15 protein-coding genes are annotated in these 15,036 nt (G+C 55.4%); 8 read left to right on the plus strand and 7 right to left on the minus strand.

Annotation, left to right across the window (positions count from 1 at the left end; translation table 11 throughout):
* Positions 1 to 3: 3 nt before the first annotated feature.
* The 5 genes from BS29_RS15955 to BS29_RS15975 all read left to right on the plus strand — a co-directional run bounded on the left by BS29_RS15955 (position 4) and on the right by BS29_RS15975 (position 5,927).
* Complete coding sequence (locus tag BS29_RS15955; RefSeq protein ID WP_229956886.1) at positions 4 to 927, plus strand: bifunctional riboflavin kinase/FAD synthetase; 924 nt, start codon at positions 4 to 6, stop codon at positions 925 to 927.
* Entirely contained in the window at positions 924 to 1,907 is a 984-nt protein-coding gene (locus BS29_RS15960; protein WP_229954621.1) for a glycerophosphodiester phosphodiesterase family protein, read from the plus strand. Before BS29_RS15955 ends, BS29_RS15960 begins: the two co-directional genes overlap by 4 nt.
* 73 nt (positions 1,908 to 1,980) lie before the next feature.
* A complete protein-coding gene (ileS, locus tag BS29_RS15965; protein WP_229954622.1) occupies positions 1,981 to 4,935 on the plus strand; it encodes an isoleucine--tRNA ligase in 2,955 nt (984 codons plus the stop codon).
* Positions 4,932 to 5,453, plus strand: coding sequence for a signal peptidase II (lspA, locus tag BS29_RS15970; protein ID WP_229954623.1), 522 nt, complete (start codon positions 4,932 to 4,934; stop codon positions 5,451 to 5,453). Before ileS ends, lspA begins: the two co-directional genes overlap by 4 nt.
* A 66-nt stretch (positions 5,454 to 5,519) precedes the next feature.
* Complete coding sequence (locus tag BS29_RS15975; protein WP_229954624.1) at positions 5,520 to 5,927, plus strand: DUF3035 domain-containing protein; 408 nt, start codon at positions 5,520 to 5,522, stop codon at positions 5,925 to 5,927.
* A gap of 3 nt (positions 5,928 to 5,930) precedes the next feature.
* On the opposite strand, the gene BS29_RS15980 is transcribed toward BS29_RS15975, so the two are convergent.
* The 6 genes from BS29_RS15980 to BS29_RS16005 form a co-directional block, all read right to left on the minus strand.
* On the minus strand, positions 5,931 to 6,341 hold the full coding sequence (locus tag BS29_RS15980) for a GFA family protein (RefSeq protein ID WP_229954625.1): 411 nt from the start codon (positions 6,339 to 6,341) through the stop codon (positions 5,931 to 5,933).
* Between the two features lie 128 nt (positions 6,342 to 6,469).
* The gene (purH, locus tag BS29_RS15985; RefSeq protein WP_229954626.1) at positions 6,470 to 8,062 is read right to left on the minus strand and encodes a bifunctional phosphoribosylaminoimidazolecarboxamide formyltransferase/IMP cyclohydrolase; all 1,593 of its coding nucleotides are present in this window, start codon (positions 8,060 to 8,062) and stop codon (positions 6,470 to 6,472) included.
* 8 nt (positions 8,063 to 8,070) lie between these two features.
* Entirely contained in the window at positions 8,071 to 9,873 is a 1,803-nt protein-coding gene (locus tag BS29_RS15990; protein WP_229954627.1) for a heparinase II/III family protein, read from the minus strand.
* Positions 9,870 to 10,547: a ribulose-phosphate 3-epimerase gene (gene rpe, locus BS29_RS15995; protein ID WP_229954628.1), complete on the minus strand. Its 678-nt coding sequence runs from the start codon at positions 10,545 to 10,547 to the stop codon at positions 9,870 to 9,872. The genes BS29_RS15990 and rpe overlap by 4 nt, the downstream gene beginning before the upstream one ends.
* 118 nt (positions 10,548 to 10,665) lie before the next feature.
* Entirely contained in the window at positions 10,666 to 11,946 is a 1,281-nt protein-coding gene (locus BS29_RS16000) for an RsmB/NOP family class I SAM-dependent RNA methyltransferase (RefSeq protein ID WP_229954629.1), read from the minus strand.
* A gap of 112 nt (positions 11,947 to 12,058) precedes the next feature.
* The gene (locus BS29_RS16005; protein ID WP_229954630.1) at positions 12,059 to 12,976 is read right to left on the minus strand and encodes a M48 family metalloprotease; all 918 of its coding nucleotides are present in this window, start codon (positions 12,974 to 12,976) and stop codon (positions 12,059 to 12,061) included.
* Positions 12,977 to 13,059: 83 nt separating this feature from the next.
* Here BS29_RS16005 and BS29_RS16010 point away from each other — a divergent pair, with 83 nt between their 5' ends.
* From BS29_RS16010 to BS29_RS16020, 3 genes are read left to right on the plus strand one after another with little or no spacing between them, the layout of a single operon-like run.
* The gene (locus BS29_RS16010; RefSeq protein ID WP_229954631.1) at positions 13,060 to 13,257 is read left to right on the plus strand and encodes a DUF1674 domain-containing protein; all 198 of its coding nucleotides are present in this window, start codon (positions 13,060 to 13,062) and stop codon (positions 13,255 to 13,257) included.
* A gap of 57 nt (positions 13,258 to 13,314) precedes the next feature.
* Entirely contained in the window at positions 13,315 to 14,313 is a 999-nt protein-coding gene (locus tag BS29_RS16015; RefSeq protein ID WP_229954632.1) for an NAD(P)H-dependent flavin oxidoreductase, read from the plus strand.
* A gap of 21 nt (positions 14,314 to 14,334) precedes the next feature.
* Entirely contained in the window at positions 14,335 to 14,664 is a 330-nt protein-coding gene (locus BS29_RS16020) for a hypothetical protein (RefSeq protein WP_229954633.1), read from the plus strand.
* Positions 14,665 to 14,680: 16 nt separating this feature from the next.
* On the opposite strand, the gene BS29_RS16025 is transcribed toward BS29_RS16020, so the two are convergent.
* Positions 14,681 to 15,028, minus strand: a complete 348-nt coding sequence (locus tag BS29_RS16025) for a nuclear transport factor 2 family protein (RefSeq protein WP_229954634.1) — start codon at positions 15,026 to 15,028, stop codon at positions 14,681 to 14,683.
* Between the last annotated feature and the right edge of the window lie 8 nt (positions 15,029 to 15,036).

Genomic DNA, 15,036 nt, shown 5'->3' on the forward strand with positions numbered 1-15,036 from the left:
CAAATCATGCGGTTGAGTGGGCAAAACAGAATTTCGGACGAGCTGCGCGGTGCGATCATCGCTTTGGGCAATTTTGATGGCTTTCACAAAGGCCATCAGGCGGTTGCCCAAACTGCGATTGACTGGGCCAAGGCCGAGGGCCGACCGGCAATCATCGCGACCTTTGATCCGCATCCCGTCCGCCATTTCCAGCCCGATGCGCCGCCCTTTCGCCTGACCACTCTGGAACAGCGCGAACGCCTGTTTACAGATGCAGGCGCTGACGCGATGCTGGTCTTTGAATTTGCTGCAGAGCTAGCGGGCACAACAGCCCAGGATTTTGTCGAGAAGCTGCTTGTCGAGCGATTCGGCGCGGCGGGCATCGTCACGGGTGAGGACTTCACCTTTGGCAAAGGGCGCGCTGGTAATATCGAAGTGATGAAACAATTGGGCGCTCCGCTCGGCCTGTCGACCAAGGCCGTTGGTCCGGTTAGCGATGACACAGAAGTCATCTCGTCCAGCCGCATTCGCGATGCCCTGAAGGCTGGCGATTGTGAAACAGCGACAGAACTTCTCACGCGCCCTTTTGCGATTGAAGGTACGGTTATTCACGGGGATAAAAACGGCCGCAAACTTGGCTATCCCACGGCCAATATTGATATGGGCCATTATCTTCGTCCCAAATATGGCATCTATGCGGTCAAAGGGCATCTGGCCGATGGCCGTGTCGTCAATGGGGCTGCAAATCTCGGCATACGGCCAACCTTCGATCCGCCCAAGGAATTGCTCGAACCCTATTTCTTCGATTTTTCCGAGGATCTTTATGGTCAGGTAATCGAGGTAGAACTGCACCATTTCCTCCGCGGGGAGGCGAAGTTTGACGATCTTGATGCGCTAATGGAGCAAATGGCACAAGACTGCGCCAGGGCCAAGGACATGCTGAGATGAAGAGAAGGTTGTTGTGGGGTCTTGGCGGGCTCTGGATGGTCGTCCTCATCATAGTTTTGCTCAACAGCTCTCGATGGGCTCCGAATCCTGAAGGTCAGCTCAAGATGATCGCGCACCGCGGCGTTCATCATATATATGATCTGAAAGGCGTGGGTAGAGATGACTGCACCGCGATTCGCATGCTCCCCGGTCAGGAAAAGCGAGAGATTTTTGAAAATACAATTCACTCCATTCGCGCAGCGGTAAACCGGCAAGCGGATATGGTCGAAGTGGATGTCGCACCGACAAAAGACGGAAGGATGGTGCTGTTTCACGACTGGACGGTCGACTGCCGAACCGATGGCAAAGGCAATACACGTGATCTGACGCTTGCGGAGCTAAAGGCACTTGATGTGGCTTATGGCTATTCCTCCGATGGCGGCAAAACCTTTCCCCTGCGCGGCAAGGGCATTGGGAAAATTCCAACGGTGGAAGAGGCAATCGCATCAGAGACGTTCAAACCTTTTCTGTTTAATTTCAAAAGCAAAAACCCCGATGAGGCGGATCAACTCTACGCGATATTAAAGGCTGCAGGCCGTGATCCTTTAAAAGAAGGCGATGGCTTTTATGGCGCAGAAGCACCGGCGAACCGCATGAAAATACTGATCCCCGGTATCTGGTCCTGGTCGAAACCAGGCGTCAAAGCCTGCACCAAGGATTATGCATGGATGGGCTGGCTCGGCATCACACCCGATAGCTGCAAGGACGGCACATTGGTGGTGCCGCTTAACTATCAATGGGCCTTTGCGGGATGGCCCAATCGTACCCTAGCGCGGATGGAAGCGGTCGGCGCGCGGGTGATGATAATCGGCCCGGTCAAAGGCGATGATCCTACCAGCGGACTGACGCATGGCGATCAGTTGGCGGACATTCCCGCAAGCTTCAACGGCTATGTCATGGTCGAGGATATCAGCACAGTTGGTCCGGCGCTTGTTCGCTAGCGGATAGCGGCGACAAAGCGTGGATGAAATCCCGCTTGCGCCCGCGCGCTGCCTCGCCTAATCCCCGCCAATCATGACCGATAATGCACCCGCCAAAGAGCGCGATTATAAAGACACGGTTTTCCTGCCGAAAACCGATTTCCCGATGAAAGCCGGCCTTGCGAATAAGGAACCGGCTATTTTGGAGCGCTGGCAGACTATCGAGCTTTATGAGAAGCTGCGTAAAGCGCGTGAGGGACGGGAAAAGTTCATTTTTCACGACGGCCCGCCCTATGCCAATGGCAATATCCATATCGGTCATAGCCTCAACAAGACGCTCAAGGATCTGGTTGTCCGCTCGCAGAACCTGCTCGGCAAGGATGCGCCATTCGTGCCTGGCTGGGATTGCCACGGCCTGCCGATCGAGTGGAAGATCGAGGAGCAATATCGCAAGAAAAAGCGCAATAAGGACGAAGTCCCGGCCAGCGAATTTCGCGCCGAATGCCGCGAATATGCTGACAAATGGGTGAATGTCCAGCGCGAGGAATTCAAGCGGCTCGGCATTCTCGCGCAGTGGGACAAGCCCTATCTGACGATGGATTATGACGCCGAAGCGGCGATTGTCACAGAGCTCTTGAAATTTGCCGAAGCGGGACAACTCTATCGCGGCGCGAAACCGGTGATGTGGTCGCCAGTCGAGAAAACTGCGCTGGCCGAAGCCGAGGTGGAATATGAGGATATTACATCGACGCAAATTGATGTGGCGTTTGAGATTGTCGAAGCGCCGAATGCGCCGGAACTGGTCGGCGCGCATGCGGTGATCTGGACGACCACGCCTTGGACGATTCCGGTTAATCAGGCGCTCGCCTATGGAGCGGATGTTGAGTATCAATTACTCCAAATCTCAGAACTTATCGGATATACTGATGCTCCAGAAGTTACTCATTTCTTGGGTAAGAATTTTCTGGTGGCGCAACCGTTAGTCGATGATTTTGGAGCCAGAATATACGACGAACTTGCAGCTCATTTTGACCCCCGAGCAGAATCATCGCGGATTGTCACCGACTATGTAAAAAAATTCAAAGGCTCCCAGCTAGTCGATGCGATCGCCAAACACCCGATGGCGGACACCTTCCCGGACAGCGACTTCTACAGCAAACCACGCCCGTTCCTCGACGGTTCGCATTTCGTTACCACCGAAGCAGGTACCGGGCTTGTCCATATGTCCCCCGATCATGGCGAAGATGATTTCGAGCTGTGCAAGGCCAATGGCATCAACCCGGTATTCGCGGTCGATGCCGATGGTGTTTATCGCGAGGATTGGGACTGGCTGCCGCGCGGGGATGAACGTGCCGGCGGGGTGATCAACAAGAAATTTGTCAACAGCACCGGCCCGATTTGCGAAGATTTGCGTGCAGCGGGCGCCCTGCTCTCGGCCAGCGATGATTTCCAGCATAGCTATCCGCATAGCTGGCGCTCCAAGGCGAAGATCATCTATCGCTGCACGCCGCAATGGTTTGTCCCGATGGATGAGCCGCTCACCGCGCCCAGCCAGATCGAGCCGATTGAGGATGAGGAAGACAAGACCGTAGTCGGCCATGCCGAAGGCGTTGCCGGAACGCTGCGCGAAGTGGCGCTTGCCGAAATCGACAAGACCCGCTTTGTGCCCGCACGCGGCCATCGCCGCCTACAGTCCATGCTCGAAGGCCGCCCCGACTGGGTGCTCAGCCGTCAGCGCGCCTGGGGCGTGCCGATTGCGCTTTATGTCGATCGCAAGACCGGCGACTATCTCAATGACCCGGCGGTCAATGAACGGATTATCGAAGCCTTCAAAACCGGCGGCGCCGATGCCTGGTTCAATGCCGATCATCAGGAATTTCTGGGCAACAAGTACAGCCTCGACGACTATGAGGTCATCACCGACATTCTCGACGTCTGGTTTGACAGCGGCTGCACCCATGCCTTTGTGCTGGAGAGCGGTAAATGGCCGGATCACCAGACGCCAGCCGATCTCTATCTCGAAGGCAGCGACCAACATCGCGGCTGGTTCCAGTCAAGCCTGCTCGAATCCTGCGGCACCCGCGGTCGTGCGCCCTATAAGGCCGTACTGACCCACGGCATGACGCTCGACAAGAACGGCAAGAAAATGTCGAAGTCGCTCGGCAATACGCTCGACCCGCAGAAGATTATCAACGTCAATGGCGCGGATATCCTGCGCCTTTGGGCGGCCAGTGTCGATTTCACCGAAGATCACCGGATTGGCGATGAAATCCTGAAAGGCGTTACCGACAGCTACCGAAAATTGCGCAACACGTTCCGCTATATGCTCGGCGGTCTCAGCGATTTTGAGGAAAGTGAACGCGTCGCCGTGGCCGATATGCCGGAGCTGGAACGCTATATACTGCACAAACTCCATCGCCTTGATGCTGATCTACGCGAGCATGTCGAGAATTTTGCTTTCGGACCTTACATGCGGGCGTTGAGTGATTTTGTGAATGATGATCTGAGCGCCTTCTTCTTCGATATCCGCAAAGACTGTCTCTATTGCGATGCGCCGGATGATCCCAAGCGCATGGCATATCGGACGGTCATGGATATATTGTTCCACGCCCTCACCCGCTATATCGCCCCGGTGCTGGTCTTTACCTCCGAGGAGATTTGGCAAAGCCGATTCCCGGATGAAAATGATTCTATCCACCTCAAGGAATGGCCAGAAATTGATAGCAGTTGGGATGATGTCGAATTGTCCAAAAAATGGGACACTGTGGCAGCACAACGGTCGGCAATTACCGAGGCAATCGAACCGTTGCGTCGGGAAAAGACAATCCGTTCCAGCTTAGAGGCAGAAGTCACCTATCCATTGTCCGAACTGTCGCTTTCGGCTGAAGAATTTTCTGAAATCTGCATCGTCGCCGATGTGAAAGATGGTGCCGAGATCACCGTGATCAAAACCGAGCACAGCAAATGCGGCCGCTGCTGGCGCTTGTTGCCCGATGTAGAAGAAGATGGCGCGCTATGCGGCCGTTGTGATGGGGTTCTTAACGCATGATCGAAGCTGTATCAAAATACCGGATCGCCGGCCTTGTTGTCGCGTTCCTGATCTTCATCATCGACCAGTTCACCAAATATATGGTGATGTTTCCGCTCGACCTGAAAGCCAAGGGCCAGATTGAATTATTGCCCTTTTTCAACCTGACCTGGGCGGAAAATTACGGCGTGTCGATGGGTTTTCTGACCGCGTCCACCGATTTCCAGCGCTGGGCCTTGGTCGCGTTGACCGGCCTGATCGCCGTGGCGGTGCTGATCTGGATGTGGCGGGAAAAGGCGAAATGGGACATTATTGCGCTTTCGTTCGTTCTCGGCGGGGCGATGGGCAATATCCTGGATCGCGCGCGGCTTGGCTATGTTGCTGATTTCGCTGATTTACATATTGGTGGTTTCCGTCCGTTCCTGATTTTCAACGTCGCGGATGCGTGCATTTCCATCGGCGTCGTAATCCTGCTTGCACGCGCGCTGTTAATACGCGAAAAGCCGGACGAAGATAATATTCAGCTTGGCGACAGTTGACCCATGGCAAAGAGCCAGCCAAAGAGCTTTGTGCATGCAGGGCAAGTAATTTTGAGGGAAGTGAATATGCGTAAATCTATTATCGGTATCAGCCTGGTTTCGCTGGTCGGACTATCCGCATGCGGCTCCAGCGGCCTGTTTGACCGCGACCGTCCTGACGAATTCGCCGTCTCGCGCCAGCCTCCCCTGGTCATTCCACCCGATTTCGGTCTGACCCCGCCACAACCCGGCCAACCGCGTCCCCAGACCGGCGGCGTGCAGCAACAGACCCTGGAAGCCATGTTTGGCGGATCACAGGCACGCAGCGTGACCGAATCCGCAATCGTTGGCCAAGCCGGTGACGCCGATGCCGGCATCCGCTCCTCCGTTGGCGATGCCGACACGTTCACTGTCGACAAAGGCAGCGTTACCCGTGACATCATCGCCGCACCAGAAGGCGATGGCCAGAATGCACAGGCTGCGACGCCGGAGTAAATATTAGGAAGAGCCGTCAGGCGGCGGCCCTTCATCAAAAGTTTTCACACCCTCCGGAATCAGTTCCCATGGTGCTTTGGAACCCACAAAGATATGTTGGCTGATTTCGACGCGAGGGTCGCCGTTCACACAACCAAGTGTCACACCATGAACGGCACCATTAAATATGCCGCAAAGCGTTGAACCACATTTGCTGCAGAATTGCAGTCCAAACCCATGGTTACTTTCATAGGTCGCAAGGTGCTGCTCGCCTGTTACCCATTTGAAGTCATTGGCATCAACCAAGGCATATGCCGACGCCTGAGAACTAAATGCTTTTCGGCAACGCGAACAATGACATGATCTTGCATCGCGAAGTTCACCTGATACTTCATAGTTTATTTTACCGCAGAAACACTCTCCTGTTATCGACATTTTCGATATCCTCTGCATTCTAGATCCAGCTGAAAATGGCCAATGGCAGCAAAAGAAAACAGGCGCAAGAATCAGCCCAGTCTTTGCACCCGAAGCGGACACCAAATCACACAGTCAACCCTTTCCAATCAATGCCGGAAATGGCGCATTCCAGTGAACAGCATCGAGAGCCCTGCTTCGTCCGCCGCTGCGATAACCTCGTCGTCGCGGATGGAACCGCCGGGTTGAATCACAGCGGTTGCACCCGCTTCAACTGCCGCCATCAGGCCATCGGCGAAGGGGAAGAAGGCGTCAGAAGCGACAGCTGACCCAATGGTCCGCGCTTCGCTCCAGCCTGCTTTCTCCGCCGCGTCTTTTGCTTTCCACGCCGCGATACGAGCGGATTCCAGCCGGTTCATCTGCCCCGCGCCCACGCCAGCCGTAGCGCCGTCTTTGGCATAGACAATCGCGTTGGATTTCACATGTTTCGCGACGGTCCAGGCGAACAGGCAGTCGGCTTTTTCTTGCGCACTCGGCTCTCGCTTGGTCACGCATTTCAGGTCATCTTCGGTAATCTGGCCATTATCACGCGATTGCAGCAGATAGCCTCCCGCTATCGTCTTCAGACCGATGCCGCCACGTGCCGGATCCGGCAGATCGCCGGTCAGCAAGAGCCGCAGGTTTTTCTTCTTGGCAAAAATCGCGCGCGCATCCGTATCGGCATCCGGAGCGCAGACGACTTCGGTGAAGATGCCGGTCATCGCTTCGGCCGCTGCGCCGTCCAGCGGCCGGTTCACCGCGATAATCCCGCCAAAGGCCGAGACACTGTCGCAGGCGAGGGCGGCCTTATAAGCCTCCAAAATGCTGTCACCGCTTGCCACGCCGCAGGGATTGGCATGTTTGACAATCACCACCGTCGGCGGGCCATCGCGAAACTCGCTGACCAGTTCTAGCGCCGCATCGGCGTCGTTATAATTATTATAGCTGAGCGCCTTGCCCTGCAATTGTTCGGCCTGTGCAATGCCTCTGGCCGAGGGACCGTCCGGCAGATAGAGCGCCGCCATCTGGTGCGGGTTTTCGCCATAGCGCAGTTCGGTCGGCTGGCTCATGGTGAGCGGCAGAGTCGGCGGGAACATCTGCTGCTGATCCGCAAAACCGAACCATTGCGCGATCATACCGTCATAGCTGGCGGTTGCGGCAAAGGCCTTGGCCGCCATTTTCTTGCGGAAATCGATACTGGTCGCGCCACCGCTCTCTTTCAGTTCCGCGAGCAATGTGTCGTAATCCGACGGGTCGGTGACAATGGTGACGAAATCATGGTTTTTCGCCGCACTGCGCACCATGCTGGGCCCGCCAATGTCGATATTCTCGATAATCTCGTCACGCGCCGCGCCTTTGGCCACGGTCTGGGCGAAGGGATAGAGATTGACGATCACCAGGTCGATCCCGGCAATGTCATGCTCTTCCATCGAAGCGACATGGCCCGCATCATCGCGCCGCGCCAGCAGACCGCCATGGACTTTCGGATGCAGCGTTTTCACACGGCCATCCATCATTTCTGGGAAGTTGGTGACTTCGGAAATATCGGCAACTTCCAGCCCCGCATCGCGCAAGGCCTTTGCCGTCCCGCCGGTTGAGATCAACGCCACACCCATCGCGGCCAGATCTTTGCCCAGATCCGCCAAACCGCTTTTGTCGGACACCGAAAGCAGAGCCCGTTTGATTGTAATATTCTCGGTCATGATCGTCTTTATCCCATATGTTTGAGCAGCCAGCCGGTCGCGCCGCCGCCGCTGCCCACTGTATCTGTTATCACCATCTGCATGACGCTGTGGGGAATACCCATACCATCAACCCAGACGCTATCTTCCAGCATGATTTTTCCGCCGGTGGATCGGAATTGCCACAAATTTCCATCTTTCAAGCGCAGCAACACACCCTTGCCATCTGATATCAGGTCGCTTTCGATATCGGGGCCAAGGTGAAAGCGCAGCGCATATTCGATATCTTTTTTCTTCCGTCGCCGTTTTTTACCGTCCGGGATCAACATATCCTCACCGCGCAGCTCTAATCCGTCGGATCGCATCAACAGTAAGCGCTTGTGGATCAGCCCGAAACGCCGGCCATAGCCATCATGGCTTGCTTCAAGCCGCGTTGCGTTTTCGACGTCCCGGCGAAAAAGTTCCACTTCGCTGACACCGCGGCCAAGCTTGCCATCCGGCAAGATCGACGTGCTGTTGCTATTGTCGATGCACAAAGTGCTGTGCGCCGCGGTGGTTCGGAGACCCCGCGCCAATGACGCTGGAATGGTTGCACCGACCAGACCGGCACCACCGCAATTGGCAATGATCCGATTGTCGCCATTGGAAAACTCAAATGCCAAAGTCGACGCACATCCAGCCACAGCCATCCGCGCAATCGGTGGTGGTGCTGCATCGAGAATGAGTACCGACCGCCCCGATGATACGCGCTGATAGCCCCAATCGCGTGCCTGCCGTAGCGGCCGGGCGCGAATACCGCTCGCTTCGATAACCTGTGTAACCTGTTCAGCAGAGGTTGCGCCGCCGCCTTGCCAATTACCCATGCTGCCATCGAAGTGGGTGAGGCCCGTGAGCGGGGGCACCGCCAGAGCCAGGGCATTTTCAAGAAATTCTGGAGCATCTTCATCGCGCGACAAATAAACTTGCTTCAGCATCGACAAAAGGATGACGGCATCAACTTGGTTTAACGGCGACCGCGATACCGATCCGCCATCAGCATAGAAAAACTCGCCCATCGCTTTTTCAAGGCCTGCTTCTCCGACAATCCGGCGCACCCTGCCTTCGGGAATGAGCAGCGATGCAGCCACAACGCCGCTCCACGCGACTAGGCGGCCCAGGCTGGAGGTGGCTTTATCTGCTGTGCGATCAAGGTGCCGCGCGGTGCGCGCGATATTGTTCAACACCTTGGAACGGTAAATCAAATCGTTCGAAGACAGGATCAGGGGCGCGTGACTTGCCCAGATCAACAGCCGCCAACCGCAATTATCCGGCCGCCAAGCCGGCTGCCGGATTTTTTTGCCATTGGCATCGAGCCATTCTTCCATCAGTTTTTCTGCCACCGGAACAGCCTGATCCCGTGATGCCGCAGTATCCAGATCGCGCAGCCAAACGAACCGATGGACATAGTCTTCAAAAGCAGGCGGCAATTTCAGATCGGAGAAATCAATGCCCTCCAGCTTCTTTTTGAGGCCGCGAAACAAAAAATATCCCGCGCGCACCGCTGTGCCCTGAACCCTGTCACCGTCCACTGGGTCAACCGGCACGGCCAGCAATCGCAAAGGCAGCTTTCCGGATAGCCTGAGCCGATGCAGCGGCATTCGCCAGGTCATGCGATAATAGAGCAAAGCCGTCTGTTCGGCGAGAGACTGTCCGCGATCGCCGCTCGAACGAATGGTCAGACTGCGACCTTCCGGCGCCACGCTTTCTTCCCCGCTGTAGCGTTCAACCCCACTTCCAGGGTCATTGGCGCGATCGTCAGCGGGATTATCTGATTCAGGCCGATTTCCGCTCATTCACCCCTCAGAGCGCTAATATTTGCGGCATAGTGATCCGGCCCGCCTTTGAATGTGGCGGTGCCAGCGACGAGCGTGTCGGCGCCAGCGGCAATCGCCTGGGGCGCCGTATTGCGATCAATTCCCCCATCAACCTCCAACCGGATGTCCTTGCCCGTTGCGTCGATACGCTTCCGGATAGCTTCGATCTTGCGCAGTTGGCTGTCGATAAAACTCTGACCGCCAAAACCGGGATTAACGCTCATCACGAGTATTAGATCCAGATCATCGATAAGATAATCCAGAACATCAAGCGGTGTTGCGGGATTAAGCACAAGTCCGGCCTGCTTGCCGAGCGACCGGATAGTCTGAACCGTGCGATGCGGATGAGGACCGGCTTCGGGATGAAAAGAAATAATATCCGCTCCCGCTGCCGCAAAATCTTCCAGGAATTGGTCAACCGGCGAAATCATCAAGTGAACATCAAATGGTTTTTCACTGTGCGGCCGCAAGGCTTTGACTACGCCGGGACCGATGGTGATATTGGGAACGAAATGACCATCCATCACGTCGACATGAACCCAGTCGCAGCCGGCTTCATCAATCGCGCGAACTTCTTCACCGAGACGCGCAAAATCAGCGGACAAGATGGAAGGAGCGATACGGATCGAGCCGGATTGGGAAGTGGTAGTCATGACGGTTCCTTTGCGATCCTGCGTTTAGGATTTTTACAGAGCACCCGCAAGGCGCGATTCGGCAGAAATCCCAATGGCCTGTGGACAATTTGGGGACAGGCTTAATTTTATCGTCGGGTCAGCCTTTTCGGCGTAATTTCGAGACAAAAAATCCGTCAATATGGCCCTTTTCGGTCAACATGGTTGGCAATGTCCGTACATATCCATTTTCGTTCACAACTATGCCGCTGGGAAGCGCGTCATTGGCGATGGCCATGGCCTCGAAACCCTCATGTTTCTCTAAAAATTGTTCGACCTGGTCTTCGCCTTCCTCCGGTTCCAGCGAACAGACGGCATAGACCAGTACGCCGCCTGGTTTGACCCATGGCGCGACCCGGTCGAGCAATAGCGCTTGCACATCCGCACGATCGGCTATCTGGCGTGATCCAATGCAATGGAGCACATCGGGATGGCGGCGGAAAATACCAGTTGCGCTACAGGGAGCGTCCAGCAGAACAGCATCTGCCGGTTCGGCGGGCTCCCATTTCATTAGATCGGCAATCACGACCTCTGCATCGAGATTGGTCCGCGTCAGATTATCCTTGAACCGCTCCATGCGCTTGGCGCTGCTATCAACTGACAGGACCTTCCAACCAGCCGCAGCAAGCTGCATCGTCTTGCCGCCTGGCGCAGCGCATAAATCAAGGACAGTTCGATCTTTGCCCTCACCCAAAAGTCTTGCGGGCAGAGAGGCCGCGAGATCCTGCACCCAAAAGGCGCCATCGGCAAAGCCAGGCAGTTCAGTCACAGAAACGTTGGGATGCATGCGCATATGCCGGGGTGCCAGCTTCTCACCCTCCAGCGCGCTATTACCATCTGCTTTGAAGCTGATATCCAGTGGCGGCGCGGCCGCCCATGCCTGTCCGGCGGAGGTGGCCACTTCCTCTCCCCAATGATGGGTCCAGCGATCTAGTGTTTCGCCAGGAATCTCGGGATATTCCGGCAGTGCCAATTTACCCGATTCCACGCCGCGCATCACGGTGGAAAAGACGCCGTGCACCAATCGTCTTGGTCCACCATGAACCAGCGGCAAAGCGGTCGCAATCGCTGCATGCTGGGGGGTTTCAAGCACTAAGACCTGTACCAATGCAATCCGCAACGCCATCCGCGCTTTCGCGTCGTCAGGCAGGCGTTTTCTGGTCGCGCTGTCGATCATGACGTCCAGCGCGGTCATCCAGCGCAAAACATTGGCCGCTATATTGTGGGCCAGTGAACGGTCAGACGGATTGCCCAATTTGGTGGTTGCCGCTGCCATGGCTTGATCCAGCGTTTCACCACGTCGGCACACAGCGTCCAATAATCGCAGCGCCGCCATGCGCGCAGACAAGCCAGGAATTTTGGAAGAGCTTTTGCTATTCATTTTTTTGCATTCCGCACTCGATGCGGAATCCATCGCGGATAACGCAGAGAATCCCCATAGACGCCCCAGCCTCAGGATCAAGCCTCCGGATCAAGTCCGGAGCAAGATCAAACTAATGCCTACGTGTCGGATCAAGTGCGCTGCGCCGGCCTTTTGAACCGCCCCTCAACCGGCCCATATCACCAATTTCATCGGCATTGTTCGACCAGCCATCCGATCCACCGCCCTGCGCCATATCCTGCAGTGCCGCGATGCGATCTTCCGTTGCAGGGTGGGTAGAGAACATCTGCTTTACGCCAGATGGCACAATATAAAGCTGCGCAGCAGCAGGATTGCGCTGTGCCACCGGGTTGGCGATGCGTTGTGCCTGCCCCGAAATCTTGTGTAAGGCGGACGCGAGCGCAAGCGGCTTGCCGCTAATCTCGGCTGCTGAACGGTCGGCGCCATATTCGCGAGTGCGGCTAATCGCCATTTGCACGATCATCGCAGCAAAGGGGGCAATGAACACCGCCAAAATGCCAGCTAGTCCGCGGTTATCGCGAAAGAACAGGCCGAAATTGGCGAGCATCGACACCGCACCGGCAATGGTCGCAACCATAGTCATAATAAGCGTATCGCGGTTTTTCACATGGCCAAGTTCATGCGCCATCACGCCTTCAATCTCGTCATAGCTAAGCATATTGAGCAGCCCGGTTGTTGCGGCGACCGCCGAATGTTCAGGGTCACGGCCGGTCGCAAAGGCATTTGGCTGTGCCTGATCGACAATGTAAACTTTCGGCATGGGGAGCTGCGCCCGCTGCGCCAAGCGCTGTACCACCGTATAAAATTCCGGATGACTATTCGCATCCACCTCGACCGCCTTATGCATTTTCAGCACGATTTTGTCGGCATTCCAGTACGTGAAGAGGTTCATACCCGCCGCAACCAAGAGCGCCAATATCGCCCCACGTGGCCCACCAAGCGAAAAACCCATAACCATGAACAAAGCTGTCAAAGCGGCCAGCAACATGGTGGTCTTCAGAAAATTCATAGATCTACTCGCTTGATTATGTTGGTTTCTCCCTCAATATAGGTGCTGAGGCGGGGTTTTTCAAATTGTGGAAAATAGAAAATATGGCCGAGAATAATAGAAAATCTGACTCTCGTCAGCCGGGAGAACGTCCCGACAATGTCAAACCGCCTGCCCATCTGTCCAAAAATCCTCCAGTTCCGGAACCCGATCCGCTTGAGAAAGCCGACGAGATTTTGGAGAAAAACGGCCCCACCCGGTATGGAGATTGGGAGCATAAGGGACTGGCAATAGACTTTTAGAGCACACCATTGGCAGCAAGATCGCCGAAACGATTATCGCATTTTTTAGGAGCAAGAGTGACTCGCTTTGCCGATTATTTCGATCTCAAGATACCGCTGGCTCTTGCACCAATGGCTTTGGCCTCTGGCGGCGCACTGGCCTCAGCTTGCGCGCGGGCCGGAACATTGGGACTAGTCGGCGGCGGCTATGGTGATCTTGAATGGACCAGCCGGGAATATGAGATCGCGGTCGACGCGCTCAAAGATGACGCTGCGGCGATGAGACGTCTCGGTTGCGGATTCATCAGTTGGAAGCTGGCCGAAAATTCTGACGCGCTGGATTGGTTGATCGATAATCATCGTCCCGCTGCGGTCATGCTGTCCTTTGGCGATCCCCGGCCATTTTCTGAACGAATTCTCCAAGCGGGCGCGACGCTGATATGCCAGATCCATTCGCTGACCGATCTGCCGGTGGCGATTGAGGCCGGCGCGAAAATCATTGTTGCGCAGGGTACCGAAGCCGGCGGACATGGCGCGACCCAAGATCGGGGCAGAGGGACTATATCCTTCATCTCGGAAACCGCAGACTGGCTTGCCGTCCATGCGCCAGAAACCCTTTTGCTGGGCGCTGGCGGCATTGCAGACGGCCGCGGCCTCGCGGCGGCGATGGTGCTGGGCGCAGATGGCGCGATGATGGGATCCCGGTTTTGGGCTACCAGTGAATGTCTTGCTAATCCGAAAGCCAAGGACATTGCGATCGAAACAGATGGCGATAATACAGCACGCAGCTCGGTCTTTGATGTTTTGCGGCGGAAAAACTGGCCCGAGTCTTTTGATTTTCGAGCTATCCGAAACGACCTGTACCAACAATGGGAAGACCGGATCGACCTGTTGAAAGACAATCCAGAGGAAGGCCGTGCGGCCTATGATGAAGGTGTGCGTCAGGCTGATTTTAACAGAGCACATATCGGTATCGGTGAATCTGTCGGTATGATATCCAGAGTACCGGATGCAGCAAGCTTGATTGGTGACATTGAATCAGAAATGAAAAACACTCTGAAGCGGCTTAATCCCTGATCAGAAATTGGAGGAACCGGAATGACCGTTAGTGCAGAAATAGCCGTTCTGATCGGTGCCGTGGTCGGCGCGATAGCATCGCTTGCGACCGTATTTCTGACCCATTGGCTGGCCAAGCGGCGCGAGTATCGGCTGGACGACAAACGAAAAGAGCGTTTGATTTTATTGCTGCGCGGGGAAAAATATAAGTGGCGTAGCATCGAGACTTTATCATCCGCAGTCGGAGCAGATATCATCAAGACCAAGGAATTGCTGATCGAAATCGACGCACGACAAAGCCTTTCGAACAACAGCTCATGGGGTCTGATTTCACGCAATCCCTATCCTGAAGATATTCAACCAAAGGAATGAAAAGGGCTACGGCAGACTAACTTTCCGGCACTGCATAAAAGTCGCGATAGGAAACCAACTGGCCATCGGCGACCTTATATAGTCCGACCCCTTCGATATCGCCTTCAGGCCTTTTCCAGAGCCAGCGGGACCAGGCGACATGCTCATCACCGGCAATTTCCAGCACCTCAAAGTGCATTTTTTTCTCTGCCAGTTCCTTGGTCAATCCGGCGAGCAATTTTTCTATGGCAGGCTTGCCCTCTACACGCCCGATGGCGGGATCTTCAAAAACGGCATCGTCGGCAAAGAGGGGACTGAGCTTCGTATAGTCATGATCATTCTGGATCTCCCAGAATTTCTCGATAACCTGTTTTGCGTTTGCCATTTAGAATC

The organism is Parasphingorhabdus litoris DSM 22379, assembly GCF_020906275.1.
Taxonomy (GTDB): Bacteria; Pseudomonadota; Alphaproteobacteria; order Sphingomonadales; family Sphingomonadaceae; genus Parasphingorhabdus; species Parasphingorhabdus litoris.